The sequence below is a fragment of the Mannheimia pernigra genome, from assembly GCF_013377995.1.
GTDB classification, from domain to species: Bacteria; Pseudomonadota; Gammaproteobacteria; order Enterobacterales; family Pasteurellaceae; genus Mannheimia; species Mannheimia pernigra.
This window is the reverse complement of the sequence record NZ_CP055305.1, coordinates 925,131-943,052: the sequence shown is the minus strand read 5'-3', so window position 1 is coordinate 943,052 and position 17,922 is coordinate 925,131. Positions and strand designations below refer to the sequence as shown.

General features: G+C 40.0%; 14 protein-coding genes, 1 tRNA gene and 3 rRNA genes. 5 read left to right on the top strand and 13 right to left on the bottom strand.

Annotated elements, in window-relative coordinates:
- The first annotated feature begins 176 nt into the window (after positions 1–176).
- Together HV560_RS04640 and HV560_RS04635 are read left to right on the top strand one after the other, a co-directional pair.
- On the top strand, positions 177–1,154 hold the full coding sequence (locus tag HV560_RS04640; protein WP_176807942.1) for a ribonucleotide-diphosphate reductase subunit beta: 978 nt from the start codon (positions 177–179) through the stop codon (positions 1,152–1,154).
- On the top strand, positions 1,141–2,808 hold the full coding sequence (locus HV560_RS04635) for a ribonucleoside-diphosphate reductase subunit alpha (RefSeq protein WP_176807941.1): 1,668 nt from the start codon (positions 1,141–1,143) through the stop codon (positions 2,806–2,808). The genes HV560_RS04640 and HV560_RS04635 overlap by 14 nt, the downstream gene beginning before the upstream one ends.
- 81 nt (positions 2,809–2,889) lie before the next feature.
- Here HV560_RS04635 and nudC read toward each other — a convergent pair whose 3' ends face one another.
- Genes nudC through pepQ form a run of 5 tightly spaced genes read right to left on the bottom strand, consistent with a single transcriptional unit; the run spans position 2,890 to position 7,014 of the window.
- Positions 2,890–3,648 carry an NAD(+) diphosphatase gene (gene nudC / locus HV560_RS04630; RefSeq protein ID WP_176812261.1) on the bottom strand — a complete coding sequence of 253 codons (759 nt, stop codon included), beginning with the start codon at positions 3,646–3,648 and terminating at the stop codon, positions 2,890–2,892.
- Positions 3,641–4,360, bottom strand: coding sequence for a pseudouridine synthase (locus tag HV560_RS04625; protein WP_176812260.1), 720 nt, complete (start codon positions 4,358–4,360; stop codon positions 3,641–3,643). Before HV560_RS04625 ends, nudC begins: the two co-directional genes overlap by 8 nt.
- Positions 4,357–5,205, bottom strand: a complete 849-nt coding sequence (locus HV560_RS04620; RefSeq protein ID WP_176812259.1) for a DMT family transporter — start codon at positions 5,203–5,205, stop codon at positions 4,357–4,359. Before HV560_RS04620 ends, HV560_RS04625 begins: the two co-directional genes overlap by 4 nt.
- Positions 5,205–5,690 carry an FxsA family protein gene (locus HV560_RS04615; protein ID WP_176812258.1) on the bottom strand — a complete coding sequence of 162 codons (486 nt, stop codon included), beginning with the start codon at positions 5,688–5,690 and terminating at the stop codon, positions 5,205–5,207. Before HV560_RS04615 ends, HV560_RS04620 begins: the two co-directional genes overlap by 1 nt.
- A gap of 7 nt (positions 5,691–5,697) precedes the next feature.
- Positions 5,698–7,014 (bottom strand): Xaa-Pro dipeptidase, encoded by a 1,317-nt coding sequence (pepQ, locus tag HV560_RS04610; RefSeq protein ID WP_176812257.1) that lies wholly within the window; start codon positions 7,012–7,014, stop codon positions 5,698–5,700.
- Between the two features lie 10 nt (positions 7,015–7,024).
- On the opposite strand from pepQ, the gene tusA reads away from it, so the two are divergent.
- Entirely contained in the window at positions 7,025–7,267 is a 243-nt protein-coding gene (tusA, locus tag HV560_RS04605; RefSeq protein WP_176807935.1) for a sulfurtransferase TusA, read from the top strand.
- 56 nt (positions 7,268–7,323) lie between these two features.
- Here tusA and rraB read toward each other — a convergent pair whose 3' ends face one another.
- The 8 genes from rraB to pdxR form a co-directional block, all read right to left on the bottom strand.
- A complete protein-coding gene (rraB, locus tag HV560_RS04600; protein WP_159630944.1) occupies positions 7,324–7,746 on the bottom strand; it encodes a ribonuclease E inhibitor RraB in 423 nt (140 codons plus the stop codon).
- Between the two features lie 14 nt (positions 7,747–7,760).
- Positions 7,761–8,372 carry a ribosome biogenesis GTP-binding protein YihA/YsxC gene (gene yihA / locus HV560_RS04595; protein WP_176812256.1) on the bottom strand — a complete coding sequence of 204 codons (612 nt, stop codon included), beginning with the start codon at positions 8,370–8,372 and terminating at the stop codon, positions 7,761–7,763.
- A gap of 1 nt (position 8,373) precedes the next feature.
- Positions 8,374–8,793 (bottom strand): DUF805 domain-containing protein, encoded by a 420-nt coding sequence (locus HV560_RS04590; protein ID WP_176809641.1) that lies wholly within the window; start codon positions 8,791–8,793, stop codon positions 8,374–8,376.
- Between the two features lie 315 nt (positions 8,794–9,108).
- Positions 9,109–9,224: ribosomal RNA gene (rrf, locus tag HV560_RS04585) — 5S ribosomal RNA — on the bottom strand.
- Positions 9,225–9,384: 160 nt separating this feature from the next.
- Positions 9,385–12,285: ribosomal RNA gene (locus tag HV560_RS04580) — 23S ribosomal RNA — on the bottom strand.
- A 221-nt stretch (positions 12,286–12,506) separates the two neighbouring features.
- Positions 12,507–12,582: transfer RNA gene (locus HV560_RS04575), tRNA-Glu, on the bottom strand.
- Positions 12,583–12,781: 199 nt separating this feature from the next.
- Positions 12,782–14,322: ribosomal RNA gene (locus HV560_RS04570) — 16S ribosomal RNA — on the bottom strand.
- Together the 16S, 23S and 5S rRNA genes with 1 tRNA gene alongside form the textbook arrangement of a ribosomal RNA operon.
- 382 nt (positions 14,323–14,704) lie before the next feature.
- A complete protein-coding gene (pdxR, locus tag HV560_RS04565; protein WP_176812255.1) occupies positions 14,705–16,108 on the bottom strand; it encodes a MocR-like pyridoxine biosynthesis transcription factor PdxR in 1,404 nt (467 codons plus the stop codon).
- A gap of 235 nt (positions 16,109–16,343) precedes the next feature.
- On the opposite strand from pdxR, the gene pdxS reads away from it, so the two are divergent.
- Both pdxS and pdxT read left to right on the top strand, forming a co-directional pair.
- Positions 16,344–17,216, top strand: a complete 873-nt coding sequence (gene pdxS, locus HV560_RS04560) for a pyridoxal 5'-phosphate synthase lyase subunit PdxS (RefSeq protein WP_006248502.1) — start codon at positions 16,344–16,346, stop codon at positions 17,214–17,216.
- Positions 17,216–17,788, top strand: a complete 573-nt coding sequence (pdxT, locus tag HV560_RS04555; RefSeq protein WP_006248501.1) for a pyridoxal 5'-phosphate synthase glutaminase subunit PdxT — start codon at positions 17,216–17,218, stop codon at positions 17,786–17,788. The genes pdxS and pdxT overlap by 1 nt, the downstream gene beginning before the upstream one ends.
- Positions 17,789–17,922 lie beyond the last annotated feature (134 nt).

Sequence of the window (17,922 nt, the reverse complement as noted above, 5' to 3'; positions counted from 1 at the left end):
CACAATTTAGACACAATATATTGACAAGAAAATTTACAAAACTATTTTCCTTTATAAATCAACCAACTAACAAAAACAAACTAAAAAGCTCAATTGTCAAGTCTTGTCTTCTAACTTTTTTTGCATACAATCATCTCTCAGATTGATGATTAAAATTTAAGATAGAGCCTAAGAATATGTCTAGAAATCTTTTCCAAAAACGCTTAAATATTAAGCCGTATGAGTATCCTGAGCTTCTTGAATTTAAAGATGCTATTCGCCACTCTTATTGGTTACATACCGAGTTTAACTTTACTGGCGATATTCAAGATTATCGTACGACTATTAATGATCACGAGCGTCACGTACTCACGCGTGCAATGCTTGCCATTTCCCAAGTAGAAGTAAATGTAAAACGTTTCTGGGGTGAGTTATACCGTTATTTCCCTAAACCAGAAATGGATGATGTAGGTGGTACTTTTGCAGAAAGTGAAGTGCGTCATAAAGATGCTTACTCATTCTTATTGGAAAAGCTAGGCTTAAACGATATGTTTAGCCAAATTCACGAAATTGAGCCATTAATGAATCGTATTCGTTATATGGAAAGTTTTATGAAAGATAAAGATGCAGGCAAAGGCGAATTTGTTTTATCGTTGGTGCTATTTTCTTTATTTGTCGAGCATATATCATTATTCGGACAGTTCATTATTATGATGTCTTTTAACAAGCATAAAAATCTCTTTAAAGGCATCTCAAATGCTGTTGAAGCAACCTCAAAAGAAGAAGAAATTCACGGAAAATTTGGTATTGCGTTATACGAAATTTTACGCGATGAACATAATGAACTTTTCACACCAGAATTTTTTAAAGATTTAGAAATCCTTGCTACTCAAGCATTTGAAGCTGAGCGTAGTATTTTAGATTGGATTTTTGAAGAAGGCGATTTAAGCTTTATCACCAAAGCAACGGTAGAAAACTACATTAAAAATCGCTACAACAATTCTCTCAGTATTTTAGGTTTAGAACCGCCACATAATATCGATCCTGAATTGTTAAAAGAAACTGAATGGTTTGATATCGAAATTCTTTCAACCAAAGAAACGGATTTCTTTAATAAACGTAGTACCGATTATTCTAAAAAAATGAAGCAGATTACAGCAGATGACTTATTTTAATACCGACCGCCCAGACTTCGATTGGCTTAATGAAGACAGCCGTTTATTCTTACAACGTGGCTATTTATTGGAAGGCACGACCGCATTAGATCGTATTCGTTTTATTGCCGAACACGCAGAACGAAAACTTGGCATTGAAGGCTATGCCGATAAATTTTATCACTATATGGCAAAAGGGTACTTTTCTCTTTCGTCACCCATTTGGTCAAACTTCGGTTTAGATCGTGGCTTACCTATCTCTTGTTTTGGCAGCTACATTGGCGACTCTATCCACGAAATTATGGTAACAACCGCTGAAGTAGGGATGATGAGCAAAATCGGTGGCGGTACATCAGCCTACTTTGGGGATATTCGTCCACGTGGTTCTTTAATTAAAAATAACGGTAAGTCCGACGGTTCATTTAACTTCAGTAAATTATTCGATACGGTAATTGATGTTATTTCTCAAGGCACCTCTCGCAAAGGTCAATTTGCTGGTTATATTGATATTGAGCATGGCGATATTGATGAATGGTTAGATATTCACACTGAAGGTAATCCTATCCAATTAATGTACTACGGTGTGTGCGTTGGCCACGATTGGTTAGAATCTATGAAAGCAGGCGATCCATACAAACGTCAGCTTTGGGCAAAATTATTGCAACGTAAAACTGAAACCGGTATCCCCTATTTATTCTTTAAAGACAATGCAAACGCAGGCAGACCTGATGTCTATAAAGATAAAAATATGACCATTCACGCATCAAACTTATGTACTGAAATTATGTTACCATCAAGTAACGATGAGAGTTTTGTATGCTGTTTATCTTCAATGAACCTACTCTATTTTGATGAGTGGAAAGATACTGATGCACCAGAAGTATTAACTTACTTCTTAGATGTGGTAATGAGCGAATTTATTGAGAAAAGTAAATCGGTTCCATTCTTAGATCGTGCAAATCGCTTTGCAGTTCGCCACCGCGCGTTAGGGTTAGGCGTTCTGGGCTGGCACAGCTATTTACAAGCTAATAATATTGCCTTTGATAGCTTCCAAGCAATGCAAAAAAATAATGAAATTTTCAAAACGCTGCAAGAAAAAACCTTAAAAGCGTCACAAGAACTTGCACAACGGTTTGGAGAACCAGAAATTTTAGAAGGTTATGGTCGTCGCAATACAACATTAATGAGTATCGCCCCAACTAAATCAAGCAGTTTTATTTTAGGCAGTGTTTCTCCTTCGGTTGAGCCATTTAAATCAAATTACTATGTAAAAGATTTAGCGAAGATCAAAACCGTCTATAAAAATCCGTTCTTAGAAAAATTACTACAAGAAAAAGGGCTAGATACGGAAGAAATTTGGGAATCGATTTTACGTAATGATGGATCTGTTCAACATTTAGCACAGCTTTCCGATCATGAAAAAGAGGTGTTTAAAACTTTTGCTGAAATCAGCCAATTAAGCATTATTCAGCAAGCCGCTCAACGCCAACAATATATCGATCAGGGTCAAAGTATTAATCTGATGATTCACCCCGCAACACCAGCACGCGATCTGAATCAACTATACTTAACCGCTGAAGAGTTAGGCCTAAAATCCATTTACTACCAAAACTCAATGAGTGCAGCTCAAGTGTTTAACCGCAACTTACTAAGCTGCTCAAGTTGTGAAGGGTAATTAAACTTAGAAAAAGAAATGCTGAATAATGAAAGTTATTCAGCATTTTTTACCACAGTGCAAATAATAATTTTTCCTACTTTACTCTTCTCTACACAACTTCAATGTTGCTTGAATTAACTCAAAAGCAATTGTGCCTTTTTGTGGAATTTCAGGTAATAACTCATCGCAGTCAAACCATTTCGCATCACAAATCTCTTCCTCTTGTAAGATAATTTCACCACTCTCATAGTCTGCTAAAAAACCAAGCATCAACGAATTAGGAAACGCCCAAGGCTGGCTACCAAAATAACGCACATTTTTGACTTTCAAACCTGTTTCTTCAAATATTTCTCGATGAACCGCATTTTCCACAGACTCTCCAGCCTCAACAAAGCCAGCTAACGTCGTATAAATAGTGCCTTTATGCCGCAAATGATTTGCCAGTAGAATTTGTCTGCCTTTACGTATAGCGACAATAATGGAAGGGCTAATAGTTGGATAAACCCGATTACCGCAAGTATTACAACAAATAGCAATTTCATCCTCTGCCAATACCGCCTTCTCCCCACATTTACCACAAAATTGATGGGTATGAAAAAAATGATTTAACGAAGCAGCCCTATGCAATAAATGCCCCAGCTCAATCTCTCGCCCAATTTGTGTTCTTAAATAGGCAAATTCTCTTTCACTATCTATTTCTAATGCTTTAACTAAATAAACAGGCAGATTTTGATAAAATCCTATCGCTAATTTCTCACGCTCACTCAAGCCAAACTCTTCTGCAAAACCACAAGGAATTTCACCTTTAACCAAAGCAATATCAAAATCTTTAACAATAACCCAATACCCTTTATTCATCTTTCAATCCTAATTGCTTGAATAATTTACGTTTTTCGCTTTCCGATAGAATGCGGTATTCTCCGCTGTTTAAATCCGCTAATTCAAAATTGCCTAATCCAACACGAATTAAACGTAAAGTTGGAAAACCGATATGTGCCGTCATTCGTCTGACCTGACGATTTTTACCCTCATAAATACTCAGCTCTATCCAACTGGTTGGAATCGTTTTCCGCTCACGAATTTTAGGGGCGGTTTGCCAATTATAGTGAGGCTTGGCTATTGTTTTTGCTTTAGCGGGCTGCGTTAAACCATCTTTTAGGGCCACACCTTTTTCTAATTTAGCTAAATCTGCTAAGGTTGGCACGCCTTCTACTTGCACCCAATAGATTTTCTGTTTCTCAAATTTTGGGTGTGATAAACGATGTTGAAGTTCTCCATTATTGGTTAACATCAATAAACCTTCGCTATCTCTATCTAACCGACCAACGGGGTAAATAGTTGGAATTGGAATAAAATCCTTTAACGTTTTTCGCCCCTGCTCATCGGTAAATTGAGTTAGCACGTCATAGGGTTTATTAAATAACACGACAATGGTTTCGGCAAAGGTAATCGGTCGTTTTTTAGCATTTTTTTGTAAATTTTTTCTTGGTGTTTGAGCAAAATGATTTTGCAAATTTTTAGCAAAATTTGACCGCTTGTTTATTGCTCTTTTAAAAGTGGGTTGCTTCATTTTTTCAAATTTGCCCAAGCAACAGAAAGTAAAATAATCGCACCACCGATAATCATTTTAAACGTTGGCATTTCACCGAAACAAATCCACGCAATCACAATAGCATAAACTGGTTCCAACGAAATAATCATTGAAGCCGTACGAGCATTAATAGTGTCAAGGCTTGAAATAAAGAGCGTATAAGCAAACGTGGTACATAAAAAACCGACACAAAAAATCCAAAACCAATCTTGGGCAGAAACCTGAGGAAATTCAGTGATAGAAAAAGGAAACAGCAAAAGCGTTGCAAAAATATATTGCCACCAACTTGACTGTACGCCCGAAATTTTACTCATCGTATTACGGTTAAATACCGCTAAAATACCATAAACCAATGCCGATAAGATGCCCCAGAGCAAGCCTTGCGTTGCTTCATTACCAAAGGTAAATTCAGGAGTGACTAAAATCAAGCCGATAGTGATCGCAATCAGTAGCACCACCTCACGAAAACGTAATTTCTCACGGAAAAATAAACTTTCAAATAAGGCAACAAAAGCAGGAAAACTGGCAAAACCAAGCGTTGCTACAGCAACTCCACCAACTTTAACCGCAGTAAAAAAAGTAACCCAGTGGGCAGCTAGCAAGCCACCCGATACGGCTTGTTGTCCAATTTGCTTGAGATTTAACTTTACAAGCGGTTGTTTTTTCCATAAAAAATACAAAGAGATCATAGCAAATGCAATCATCACTCGCCCTAGTACAATCGTTTCCGCAGAGCTTTGAATTAATGCACCAAAAATACCTGAAGCACCAAAAAATACCGCTGTGCAATGTACTTTTAAAAGAGCAAGTGTTTTTTTATCCATTATTTGATCCTTTTATTTTCATCTTGCGGTTCTGGTTTACGTTCAAATTCGGCATCGAACGTGTTGTTATCTGGGCTCGATTGTGAATGAAAATGAGTGTTTTGTGAGGTAAAACGCATAAAAAGTTTATTTTTCACTCGATTAATTACAAAGTCTTGAATCAGTTTTCGACTAAATGGCAAAACGCATAAAATTGCCAAAATATCACTTAAAAATCCAGGAATAATCAATAAAATACCCGCAAAAACAAACATTATCGAATTACTCACCGCCTGCGTTGGCATTTTGCCTTGGCTAAGATCCTGCTTAATTGAATAGAGGGTGTAAATACCTCTTAATTTCACAAACCATAAGCCCAGAAAAGAGATGGCGACTAACAATAAAATAGTAGGTAGCACGCCAATTTCTGAACCTATACTAACTAGAAGTGAAATTTCACCATAGATATAAAAGAAAACACCCAAAAGGATGATTAAAATAGGCATTATTTCCTCACACTTTTAATTCTGCTTTTGCGGTTAGGTTTTCCGCACCTGAGGCTCTTATTACAATATTATCTTCAGTACGAATTCCACCGAAGCGTTTAAAATCTTCAATTTTCTGCCAGTTAAAGGCTGACGAATAACGACTATTTTTCCAGCTATTAAGCAACATATCAATAAAATAGAAACCAGGCTCAATCGTCAACACCATATTTTCTTGTAAATCACGAGTGCAACGCAGACTTGGATAAGCTTCTGGTGGTGCTTTGTGGCTGCCTCTCAGATTTTGTTGAAAGCCACCAACATCGTGAACCTGAATACCTAATAAATGCCCTAAACCATGCGGGAAAAAGGTTCGGCTGATACCTTCTTCAAAAATCTGTTGTGCCGATAAATGAATAAATTGATGTTCAGCTAAAAGCTGAGAAATCATCTGCTGCATTCGAGTATGGTAATGCAAGTAATTGATACCAATAGATAACTCAGCAATGATATCTAACTTGAATTTGTCCATTTTAGCGACTAATTCGGCAAATTCTGATGAACTATCAAAGGCATAAGTTCTAGTCAAATCTGAAGCATAACCATTTACCGTTGTACCTGCATCAATTAAAAAACTATAGCGTTTTGTGTTGGTATCAAAATCCAAAGCAGTATAATGCAATACCGCACTGTGATAATTAATCGCCATAATATTGCCATAAGGAACATTTAACTCTGACTGCTTCGTCGTCTTCAAATATTCAAGGTTAATTTCAAACTCACTTTTGCCTGCAAAAAAGGCTTCTTTTGCCGCTTGATGGCCTTTCAACGCAGAAAATTGGGCTTGGTAAATGCTTTCAATCTCAAATTCAGTTTTAATCGAACGCTCGAAATTGAGTATATTCAATATTTTCTGCGGATTAATTTGGCTAAAACCGAGTGAATTTGCCAATCCAACATCTTCTCCAATAAAGGCACAAGCGGTCGGATTTGGGATAAATTTTGCAATTTCATTTTCAGATTTAAGTAAAATCCACTCAAATTCCTCTGCAAAAAATGCCTCAGTTGGCACTGTAGGCGTAGAAACCCAATAATCTTCAGGGCAATAAAAGTAAATTTTCGGCTTATTTTTACCATCTAGGCATAACCAACAATTTTCAGCTTGGGGATAAGGGAAAAAGTAATTAAAATAAGGGTTAATTTTAAATGGGGCGGTTTGATCATCTAAAAACCAATTTTTGGCTTTACCCGAATAAATCCATAAACCGTCTAAAAAAGATTTTTCTAATAAGCCTTGCACCACATGTTGCAAGCGAGAGATATGTTCAGAGAATAATGTTTTCATAGGAAATAGAATGAATAAGTTAATTGTAAATAGAGAATTGGATACCTTGGGGCTACGTTGCCCTGAGCCAGTTATGCTCACCCGAAAAACAATCCGTATGATGAAAGATGGTGAGGTTCTGCATATTATCGCTGATGACCCAGCAACTACCCGTGATATTCCAAGCTTTTGCGAATTTATGGATCACCAACTTCTTCAAAAAGAGATTTCGTCTTCTCCCTATCACTATTGGATAAAAAAAGGATTAGAATAAAAAATACAAGCGGTGAAATTATGCAAAAAATTTACATTATTTTACCGCTTATTATTTTAATGAAGATTCAGCTCATCATCGTCTTCGTCATCGAAAAACTCGCCATCATCACCATACTCATCTTCATCAGCATTTGGATCTTCAAAGTAAGTGCCCCAGCCTTCATATTCCGCACCTGCTTTTTGAATTAATGGCAGCAATTCTTTTTGCTGTGCAGTAATTAAATCCGCATTTAAGTTAATTTCACTCACAATATCGCAGACAAAAATGACTTTTCCATTCTCTTCTTCCACCTCTTCAGCTTCCGAAATTTCATAACCAAGTTTATAGGCATCAACGACTAATTTCTCTAATTTATCAAAATCACGGTGTGCAACGTGATGCTCAATAATATATAAAGCATCAGGATCTGAGCCATCTTTTAATAAATTCTGAATAATTTCATTAGTTTCAGCTTGTAATTGTTCTAAATTATACATACTCAATTCCTCAATTATTCTATGCTTAGTACAGGAGCAAACCAGCTATCTAATTTAGCAGAGAGTTTATCCACACCAATTTTACTTAATGCTGAGTAAGCCTCAACTTGAATATCCCCTTGGAAAGGTAAGATTGCTTCTCGTACCATTTTAACTTGTTTCGAGCGAGCAGATTGGCTTAATTTATCCGCTTTAGTTAATAGTAATAGAACCGGTAAATCTGCCGAAACTGCCCATTCAATCATTTGTTGATCCAGATCTTTCAACGGGTGACGAATATCCATCAAAATCACCACACCACCTAAGCATTCTCGCTTTTGTAAATACTCGCCCAAAGCTTTTTGCCATTGAATTTTCATCTGCTCTGGAACAGCCGCATAACCATAGCCTGGTAAATCCACTAATTTACAGTTTGGTTCAACTCCAAATAAATTAATTAGTTGAGTTCTTCCTGGTGTTTTTGAAGTTCTAGCTAAACTTTTTTGGTTGGTTAAAGCATTTAATGCCGTTGATTTGCCTGCATTTGAACGTCCTGCAAAGGCAATTTCTACCCCTACATCTTCAGGCAAATGACGAATATCTGGTGCTGAAGTTAAAAAATGGGTTTTATGATAATTTAATTTCATTTTATTCTCTTAATTTAAACGATAAGCCTCGCTCACCGTATTTATTGGGATTTCGATTTCCTTTAAAAACACCCCATTCTAATAGGAGGATCATAGTAATAACGGCAGGCATTACATTCCCCAACAATATCTGCATTATGCCTTGTGTATAGAGTGATGCTAAATAACAGATAATTGGTACAAGCACCATTAAAAGAGCTTGGCCTGAACGATCTCTATCATGTAAGCGTTTAACAATAATTGCAGATAAACTAAAAACTGAAATCCACAGAGGAAGAAAACTTAAAAAGGTAAAATTAGCTAAATCAACCATAAAAATAACGGCTATTAATAAAAAAACAAAGTTAATTAACAAACCTATCCAAAAACCTCGTCTGTTTAATCTACCTTTAAAGCCAAAAAGTACATTATACCAAAGCATATTTATCCTAAAGAGAAATCTAATTATTCAAACAAAATCAATATATTGGAGTCAAAAATACGGCTTCATTCTATCAAATATTCACTTTCTTTAATATAGCGTTACATCTCTAAATTTGCATTTTCAATCTCACACGCCCAGACCGCAAGTATTGCTACAAGCGGTCATTTTACTTATATTTTTTGCCATTTTAGCTTTTTTGCTTTTTTGCTTTTTTGCTTTTTTGCTTTTTTGCTTTTTTAAAAATGAAAAAGCAAAAACCTCAAGCCTATCACTAAGCTTGAGGTTTTTGCTTTGTTTGAGATTTAAAATAAGCCCCGACGATGCCCTACTCTCACATGGCGAATCACCACACTACCATCGGCGTCACTGCGTTTTACTTCTGAGTTCGGTATGGAGTCAGGTAGAACCACAGCACTATGGTCGTCGGGAAAATCTGTTGATTTTCTGTCTTTTCTATTTTTTGTTCTTTAATCTAAAAACAAGCTGTTGATTCTGAGTTTATTTGTTTGCCTTTTTTGTTTAGTCTTTACTTTACGTTACTTCGCTTCGTGCTTTCTTATTTTTTCTATAAAAACACTTGAGCGTTGTATAGTTAAGCCTCTCGGGCAATTAGTACACATTAGCTCAACGTATCGCTACGCTTACACATTGTGCCTATCTACGTCGTAGTCTCCAACAACCCTTACAGTCTTATAGACTGGGAGAACTCATCTCTTGGCAAGTTTCGTGCTTAGATGCTTTCAGCACTTATCTCTTCCGCACGTAGCTACTCGGCAATGCGTCTGGCGACACAACCGAAACACCAGCGGTGCGTCCACTCCGGTCCTCTCGTACTAGGAGCAGCCCCAACCAATTCTCCAACGCCCACGGCAGATAGGGACCGAACTGTCTCACGACGTTCTAAACCCAGCTCGCGTACCACTTTAAATGGCGAACAGCCATACCCTTGGGACCTACTTCAGCCCCAGGATGTGATGAGCCGACATCGAGGTGCCAAACACCGCCGTCGATATGAACTCTTGGGCGGTATCAGCCTGTTATCCCCGGAGTACCTTTTATCCGTTGAGCGATGGCCCTTCCATTCAGAACCACCGGATCACTATGACCTGCTTTCGCACCTGCTCGACTTGTCTGTCTCGCAGTTAAGCTTGCTTCTACCATTGCACTAACCTGACGATGTCCGACCGTCATTAGCAAACCTTCGTGCTCCTCCGTTACTCTTTGGGAGGAGACCGCCCCAGTCAAACTACCCACCAGACACTGTCCGAGTACTCGTTCCGAGTACTTCGTTAGAACATCAAACGTTAAAGGGTGGTATTTCAAGGACGCCTCCAACAACACTAGCGTGTCATCTTCAAAGGCTCCCACCTATCCTACACATCAAAATTCAATGTTCAGTGTCAAGCTATAGTAAAGGTTCACGGGGTCTTTCCGTCTAGCCGCGGGTACACCGCATCTTCACGGCGATTTCAATTTCACTGAGTCTCGGGTGGAGACAGCCTGGCCATCATTATGCCATTCGTGCAGGTCGGAACTTACCCGACAAGGAATTTCGCTACCTTAGGACCGTTATAGTTACGGCCGCCGTTTACTGGGGCTTCGATCAGGAGCTTCTCTTTCGATAACACCATCAATTAACCTTCCAGCACCGGGCAGGCATCACACCCTATACGTCCACTTTCGTGTTTGCAGAGTGCTGTGTTTTTAATAAACAGTTGCAGCCAGCTGGTATCTTCGACCGGTTCAACCTTCATCCGCGAGGGATTACAATCTACGCCGGCGCACCTTCTCCCGAAGTTACGGTGCTATTTTGCCTAGTTCCTTCACCCGAGTTCTCTCAAGCGCCTGAGTATTCTCTACCTGACCACCTGTGTCGGTTTATAGTACGGTTTAGTGTAATCTGACGCTTAGTGGCTTTTCCTGGAAGCGTGGTATCGGTTACTTCAACTCCGTAGAGTCTCGTCATCACTTCTCGTTGTTAATAGAAGACCGGATTTGCCTAATCTTCCCAACTACCTGCTTAAACAGGGTAATCCAACACCCTGATAACCTAACCTTCTCCGTCCCCACATCGCAATTACACCAAGTACGGGAATATTAACCCGTTTCCCATCGACTACGCTTTTCAGCCTCGCCTTAGGGGCCGACTCACCCTGCCCCGATTAACGTTGGACAGGAACCCTTGGTCTTCCGGCGAACGAGTTTTTCACTCGTTTTATCGTTACTTATGTCAGCATTCGCACTTCTGATACGTCCAGCAAGCCTCTCGACTCACCTTCTTCCGCTTACAGAACGCTCCCCTACCCAACAATGTTTCCATTGATGCCGCAGCTTCGGTGACTAGTTTTAGCCCCGTTACATCTTCCGCGCAGGCCGACTCGACTAGTGAGCTATTACGCTTTCTTTAAATGATGGCTGCTTCTAAGCCAACATCCTAGCTGTCTAAGCCTTCCCACTTCGTTTCCCACTTAACTAGTACTTGGGGACCTTAGCTGGCGGTCTGGGTTGTTTCCCTCTCCACGATGAACGTTAGCACCCACCGTGTGTCTCCTATGCATTACTCTTCGGTATTCGCAGTTTGCATCGGGTTGGTAATCCGGGATGGACCCCTAGCCGAAACAGTGCTCTACCCCCGAAGGTATTCACATAAGGCTCTACCTAAATAGATTTCGGGGAGAACCAGCTATCTCCCGGTTTGATTGGCCTTTCACCCCCAGCCACAAGTCATCCGCTAATTTTTCAACATTAGTCGGTTCGGTCCTCCAGTTAGTGTTACCCAACCTTCAACCTGCCCATGGCTAGATCACCGGGTTTCGGGTCTATACCTTGCAACTATACGCCCAGTTAAGACTCGGTTTCCCTACGGCTCCCTTATTCAGTTAACCTTGCTACAAAATATAAGTCGCTGACCCATTATACAAAAGGTACGCAGTCACAGAATAAATCTGCTCCCACTGCTTGTACGCACAAGGTTTCAGGTTCTATTTCACTCCCCTCGCCGGGGTTCTTTTCGCCTTTCCTTCACAGTACTGGTTCACTATCGGTCAATCAGGAGTATTTAGCCTTGGAGGATGGTCCCCCCATCTTCAAACAGGATATCACGTGTCCCGCCCTACTTGTTGTGAGCTTAGTACCACGGAAATATTTTCGAGTACGGGATTATCACCCTCTATGATTGAGCTTCCCAGCTCATTCCTCTAATAAATCCGCTATTACTCACTGGCTCTTTCGCGTTCGCTCGCCGCTACTAACGAAATCTCGGTTGATTTCTTTTCCTCGGGGTACTTAGATGTTTCAGTTCTCCCGGTTTGCTTCACTTGCCTATGTATTCAGCAAGTGATAGTAGATTCTTCATCTACTGGGTTTCCCCATTCGGACATCTTGGATTAAACGCCTCTTATCGACTCATCCAAGCTTTTCGCAGATTAGCACGTCCTTCATCGCCTCTGATTGCCAAGGCATCCACCTTGTGCGCTTAGTCACTTAACTATACAACCTCAAATGTTTTTGTTTTTGTATTTCAATTCAATCAAAGGAAAGAAAAAACAACATAACAACACATTTAAAGTCTGTTTTAAACTAAACACTTAGCTGCTTTTGTTCAGCTAAGATTTTATTACATACTCAGACTTTCTTTCGAAAATCTCTCAGTTTTTCAGCTTGTTTCTAAATTTTTAAAGAACATTAAGACAATAAAAATCATCTTTAAATGGCGTCCCCACGGGGATTCGAACCCCGGTTACCGCCGTGAAAGGGCGATGTCCTAGGCCTCTAGACGATGGGGACATCATTTAAAGATGCTTTCCTTTTGCCAGTTGAGCGTTAGGTATTTTAGCGATTTTGCAAATTTCTGCAATATTTTAACCGCTTGAATGCCTAACTTTCATTCATCTCTGTCCTGTCTACTCTATCAAACAATCTGTGTGAACACTTGCTGTCGTCGCGACGCTAAACTCTCGCCTAGCCTCGCACTTGATTTTTTTGGTAAGGAGGTGATCCAACCGCAGGTTCCCCTACGGTTACCTTGTTACGACTTCACCCCAGTCATGAATCATACCGTGGTAAACGCCCCCCCGAAGGTTAAGCTATCTACTTCTGGTACAACCCACTCCCATGGTGTGACGGGCGGTGTGTACAAGGCCCGGGAACGTATTCACCGCAACATTCTGATTTGCGATTACTAGCGATTCCGACTTCATGGAGTCGAGTTGCAGACTCCAATCCGGACTTAGACGTACTTTGTGAGATTCGCTCACCATCGCTGGCTCGCCGCCCTCTGTATACGCCATTGTAGCACGTGTGTAGCCCTACTCGTAAGGGCCATGATGACTTGACGTCATCCCCACCTTCCTCCGGTTTATCACCGGCAGTCTCCTTTGAGTTCCCACCATAACGTGCTGGCAACAAAGGATAAGGGTTGCGCTCGTTGCGGGACTTAACCCAACATTTCACAACACGAGCTGACGACAGCCATGCAGCACCTGTCTCAGAGCTCCCGAAGGCACTCCCATATCTCTACAGGATTCTCTGGATGTCAAGAGTAGGTAAGGTTCTTCGCGTTGCATCGAATTAAACCACATGCTCCACCGCTTGTGCGGGCCCCCGTCAATTCATTTGAGTTTTAACCTTGCGGCCGTACTCCCCAGGCGGTCGATTTATCACGTTAGCTACGGGCACCAAGCTTAAAGCCCAATCCCCAAATCGACAGCGTTTACAGCGTGGACTACCAGGGTATCTAATCCTGTTTGCTCCCCACGCTTTCGCACATGAGCGTCAGTACATTCCCAAGGGGCTGCCTTCGCCTTCGGTATTCCTCCACATCTCTACGCATTTCACCGCTACACGTGGAATTCTACCCCTCCCTAAAGTACTCTAGACCCCCAGTCTGAAATGCAATTCCCAGGTTAAGCCCGGGGCTTTCACATCTCACTTAAAAGTCCGCCTGCGTGCCCTTTACGCCCAGTTATTCCGATTAACGCTTGCACCCCCCGTATTACCGCGGCTGCTGGCACGGAGTTAGCCGGTGCTTCTTCTGTCGTTAACGTCAATCGCCGATTCTATTAAAATCAACGCCTTCCTCGCGACCGAAAGAACTTTACAACCCGAAGGCCTTCTTCATTCACGCGGCATGGCTGCATCAGGGTTCCCCCCATTGTGCAATATTCCCCACTGCTGCCTCCCGTAGGAGTCTGGACCGTGTCTCAGTTCCAGTGTGGCTGGTCATCCTCTCAGACCAGCTAGAGATCGACGGCTTGGTGAGCCATTACCTCACCAACTACCTAATCTCACTTGGGCTCATCTTATGGCAGGTGGCCCGAAAGTCCCACCCTTTCCTCCTTAGAGATTACGCGGTATTAGCGACCGTTTCCAGTCGTTATCCCCCTCCATAAGCCAGATTCCCAAGCATTACTCACCCGTCCGCCACTCGTCAGCATTAGTACAAGTACTAACCTGCTACCGTTCGACTTGCATGTGTTAAGCCTGCCGCCAGCGTTCAATCTGAGCCATGATCAAACTCTTCAATTAAAAGTTCAATCGCTCAATAAACTGCTTAGCTAAAGTTCACTTCAACTTCTAAACTTAACTTAAGTCAAGAAATCAAACATAATGAATTTCTAGTTATAAGCACCTATTAAGACTTCAAGTTTTAAAATATTTTTAAATCAAGCCTATCAACAAGTGCCCACACAGATTGTCTGATAATTTGTTAAAGAACAAAACAAAACGACGCACCGTAATCAACATCTAATCATTCACAACAGCGCGTCGTTGTGTGCCGTGCATTATAACGCAAAACAAAATACCTTGCAAGGAGAATTTGGTAATTTTTTGCAAAAATCACTAAAATAATTACCGCCTGCGTGTTTTTAAGCCAATTTGCTAAAAATTAAAGCAGTTTTGATGCTTGTTATTCGTTGTCCAAAATTTTTTTCAGGCTCTCCGCTACATAATTAATCTGATCATCTTTTAAGTTAGAGTACCCAATTATAAAAGCATTTTGCTGAATTTGAGATTTATCTTGATAATAAGCAGACAATGCGACAAATTTTATACCTTGTTCTTCTGCTGCCTGCAAAATTTGCCTTTCTGTTAATGTTGTATTTAGCTGTACAATGAAATGCAAGCCTGAATGTTCTTCTTTTATTGCAATCTTTTCTGCTAAATTGCCTTGCTTGAAAGCTTTTAGTAATTTATCCCTCTTTTTTTGATAATACGCTCGCATTCGATTGATATGCTTTTCAAAATAGCCTTGTTGAATAAATTCTGCCAAAATATATTGCTCAAAATTGGAAACGGTAGAAGCATAAAACCCTAATTCCTGCTGAAAACGATTCAGTAATTCTGGTGGCAAAACCATATAGGCAATTCGTACAGTTGAAGAGAGCGTTTTAGAAAAAGTATTCATATAGATAACTCGCCCGAGCATATCAATAGATTTCAATGCAGGAATTGGTTGTCCTACAAAACGAAATTCGCTGTCGTAGTCGTCTTCTACAATATATCTTTCAGCTTTTTGTGCAGCCCAAGCTAACAACTCATAACGTTTGGCAATCGGCATTACGTGTCCTGTCGGAAAATGGTGTGATGGCGAGGTATGTATCACGTCCACATTCTTTGAATTTAACTCATCAATTGAAAACGGCATTGACACCGTGTCTGTTGATAAGCGATAGCTGTGATAAATTCTACGTAATTTATCATAACTGGGCTCAGTTAGTGCATAATGTTTATCTAAGCCTAGAAGCTGAATGAGCAAACCGTAAAGAGACTCCGTACCCGCTCCAATAATAATCTGTACTGGATTAACGATCATTCCTCTAAAAGCTCGCAGATGATTGGTTATCGCACATTTTAATGCCCATACGCCCCCACTCTCAGCACGCTCCATTAGCTCACTTTGGTGTGTTTTCAGCACTTCGCGTACTAATTTTGTCCAAACCGAAAACGGAAAATTTTCTGCTAAAGTCTGTCGATTAGTTAAATCTGCCTGCCATTTTTTATTTTTCTCATACTGTTCTGAACTGATTTTTTGTAGCTGAACTGATATGTCTTCCTTTTTCTTTGGTAAATTTAAGGCATTTACAAAAAAGCCTTTTTTAGGCTGAGCATTCACATAACCTTCTGCTACTAACTGCTGATAAGAGGTTTCTACTGTCATTACTGAAATGCCTAAATGCTTTGCAAAAACACGTTTAGATGGCAGTTTATCCCCTGCTATAAGTATGTTGCTTTCAATGTCGTTTTTTAGAAAACGGTAAAGTTGCTCATAGAGAGCTGTGCCTTCTTGTGTGTTAAAAGTGTAGGTAAGCATAATCTGACATGATAAGAAAAACATAAAATGGTCATTCTAAACAGTTCAGATTAAATTACAATACATACTGTTTCCTCACTCAAATTGGCTGAGTGTATTTAAATTGGTAGATGTATTTTTATTGAACACTCGCATCCAGCGAATATAAAAATAAACTTAATGCCGAGCTAATCGAAACTACGAAAAAATTCAGCAATCTTGTTCAATTATTCAACAATTAGAAGGAAAAAGTACAATGACTAATCGCTATGATTTAAACAGACAACTTGCTCAAATGTTAAAAGGCGGTGTAATTATGGATGTAACTACCCCTGAGCAAGCCTGCATTGCGGAAGAAGCTGGAGCTTGTGCAGTAATGGCACTAGAGAGAATTCCTGCAGATATTCGTGCAGCTGGTGGCGTTTCTCGTATGAGTGATCCCAAGATGATAAAGAGTATCCAAGCAGCGGTATCCATTCCTGTAATGGCGAAAGTACGTATTGGACACGTTACAGAAGCACAAATCCTGCAAGCGATCGAAATTGACTATATTGACGAAAGTGAGGTGCTTTCTCCTGCAGATGATACCTTCCACATTAACAAGCGTAAATTTGAAGTGCCATTTGTATGTGGTGCAAAAAATTTAGGCGAAGCCCTACGTCGTATTAATGAAGGCGCTGCTATGATCCGTAGTAAGGGCGAGCCAGGAACAGGCAATGTGGTGCAAGCAGTACATCATCTTCGCAAAATGAAACAAGAAATTGCCCGCTTGGTTTCACATACCACAGATGAACTTTATCACGTAGCTAAAGAGCTCCAAGTACCATTTGATTTAGTACAATATGTACATCAGTACCAAAAATTGCCTGTTGTCACCTTTGCTGCTGGAGGTGTTGCAACCCCTGCCGATGCTGCATTGATGATGCAGTTAGGTGCAGAAGGAGTCTTCGTTGGCTCAGGTATTTTCAAGTCAGGCGATCCTGCTAAACGAGCACGAGCTATTGTACAAGCTGTTACCAACTACAACGATCCTAAATTACTTGCGGAGCTTTCTGAAGATTTAGGTGAAGCAATGGTAGGAATTAATGAGCAAGAGATTGAATTGCTAATGGCAGCAAGAGGTGTCTAATGAAAATTGCTATTCTTGCTCTGCAAGGTGCATTTAGCGAGCATACTGATAAACTCCAGCAACTAGGGGTAGAAAGTATGGAAATTCGTCAACTTGCTGATTTAAACCAAGATTTTGATGGTCTGATTTTACCTGGTGGCGAATCGACTGTTCAAGGTAAATTATTACGTGAATTAGGCTTGCTTGAGCCGCTTCGTCAAAAAATTTTAAATGGCTTGCCAACGCTTGGAACTTGTGCGGGTTTAATTTTGCTTGCGGAAAATTTGGTAAACGACGATAAAAAACATTTGGCTACTTTGCCTGTAACAGTGAAACGTAATGCTTACGGAAGGCAATTAGGCTCGTTTTTAGTAGAAGAAGAAGTTAAATATCTCGGTAAAATTCCGCTCACATTCATTCGTGCGCCTTATATAGAAAGTACTGGAAAAGATGTGGAAATTTTAGCCAAGATAAGCGGTAAGATTGTCGGAGTAAAATACCAAAATCAGATAGGTATTTCCTTCCATCCCGAAGTGAATAATGATTTAAGTTTTCACCGCTATTTTGTGGAAATGTGCCGAAAAAATAAGTAAAAGAAAAGGGGCTATTGCCTCTTATTTTTTATACTTTTTTAGAAAAAGTAGTTTTGAATAAAAAAATACTAAAACTCTATTTCCCTTATGTTATTATTATAGTAACTTTTACTACTATTTATTTCACAATCAAA

Bases quoted from the DNA above. Each gene is read 5' to 3' on its own strand.
- HV560_RS04640 (WP_176807942.1), top strand. From the start codon at position 177: ATGTCTAGAAATCTTTTCCAAAAACGCTTAAATATTAAGCCGTATGAG.
- HV560_RS04635 (WP_176807941.1), top strand. From the start codon at position 1,141: ATGACTTATTTTAATACCGACCGCCCAGACTTCGATTGGCTTAATGAA.
- nudC (WP_176812261.1), bottom strand. From the start codon at position 3,648: ATGAATAAAGGGTATTGGGTTATTGTTAAAGATTTTGATATTGCTTTG.
- HV560_RS04625 (WP_176812260.1), bottom strand. From the start codon at position 4,360: ATGAAGCAACCCACTTTTAAAAGAGCAATAAACAAGCGGTCAAATTTT.
- HV560_RS04620 (WP_176812259.1), bottom strand. From the start codon at position 5,205: ATGGATAAAAAAACACTTGCTCTTTTAAAAGTACATTGCACAGCGGTA.
- HV560_RS04615 (WP_176812258.1), bottom strand. From the start codon at position 5,690: ATGCCTATTTTAATCATCCTTTTGGGTGTTTTCTTTTATATCTATGGT.
- pepQ (WP_176812257.1), bottom strand. From the start codon at position 7,014: ATGAAAACATTATTCTCTGAACATATCTCTCGCTTGCAACATGTGGTG.
- tusA (WP_176807935.1), top strand. From the start codon at position 7,025: ATGAATAAGTTAATTGTAAATAGAGAATTGGATACCTTGGGGCTACGT.
- rraB (WP_159630944.1), bottom strand. From the start codon at position 7,746: ATGTATAATTTAGAACAATTACAAGCTGAAACTAATGAAATTATTCAG.
- yihA (WP_176812256.1), bottom strand. From the start codon at position 8,372: ATGAAATTAAATTATCATAAAACCCATTTTTTAACTTCAGCACCAGAT.
- HV560_RS04590 (WP_176809641.1), bottom strand. From the start codon at position 8,793: ATGCTTTGGTATAATGTACTTTTTGGCTTTAAAGGTAGATTAAACAGA.
- pdxR (WP_176812255.1), bottom strand. From the start codon at position 16,108: ATGCTTACCTACACTTTTAACACACAAGAAGGCACAGCTCTCTATGAG.
- pdxS (WP_006248502.1), top strand. From the start codon at position 16,344: ATGACTAATCGCTATGATTTAAACAGACAACTTGCTCAAATGTTAAAA.
- pdxT (WP_006248501.1), top strand. From the start codon at position 17,216: ATGAAAATTGCTATTCTTGCTCTGCAAGGTGCATTTAGCGAGCATACT.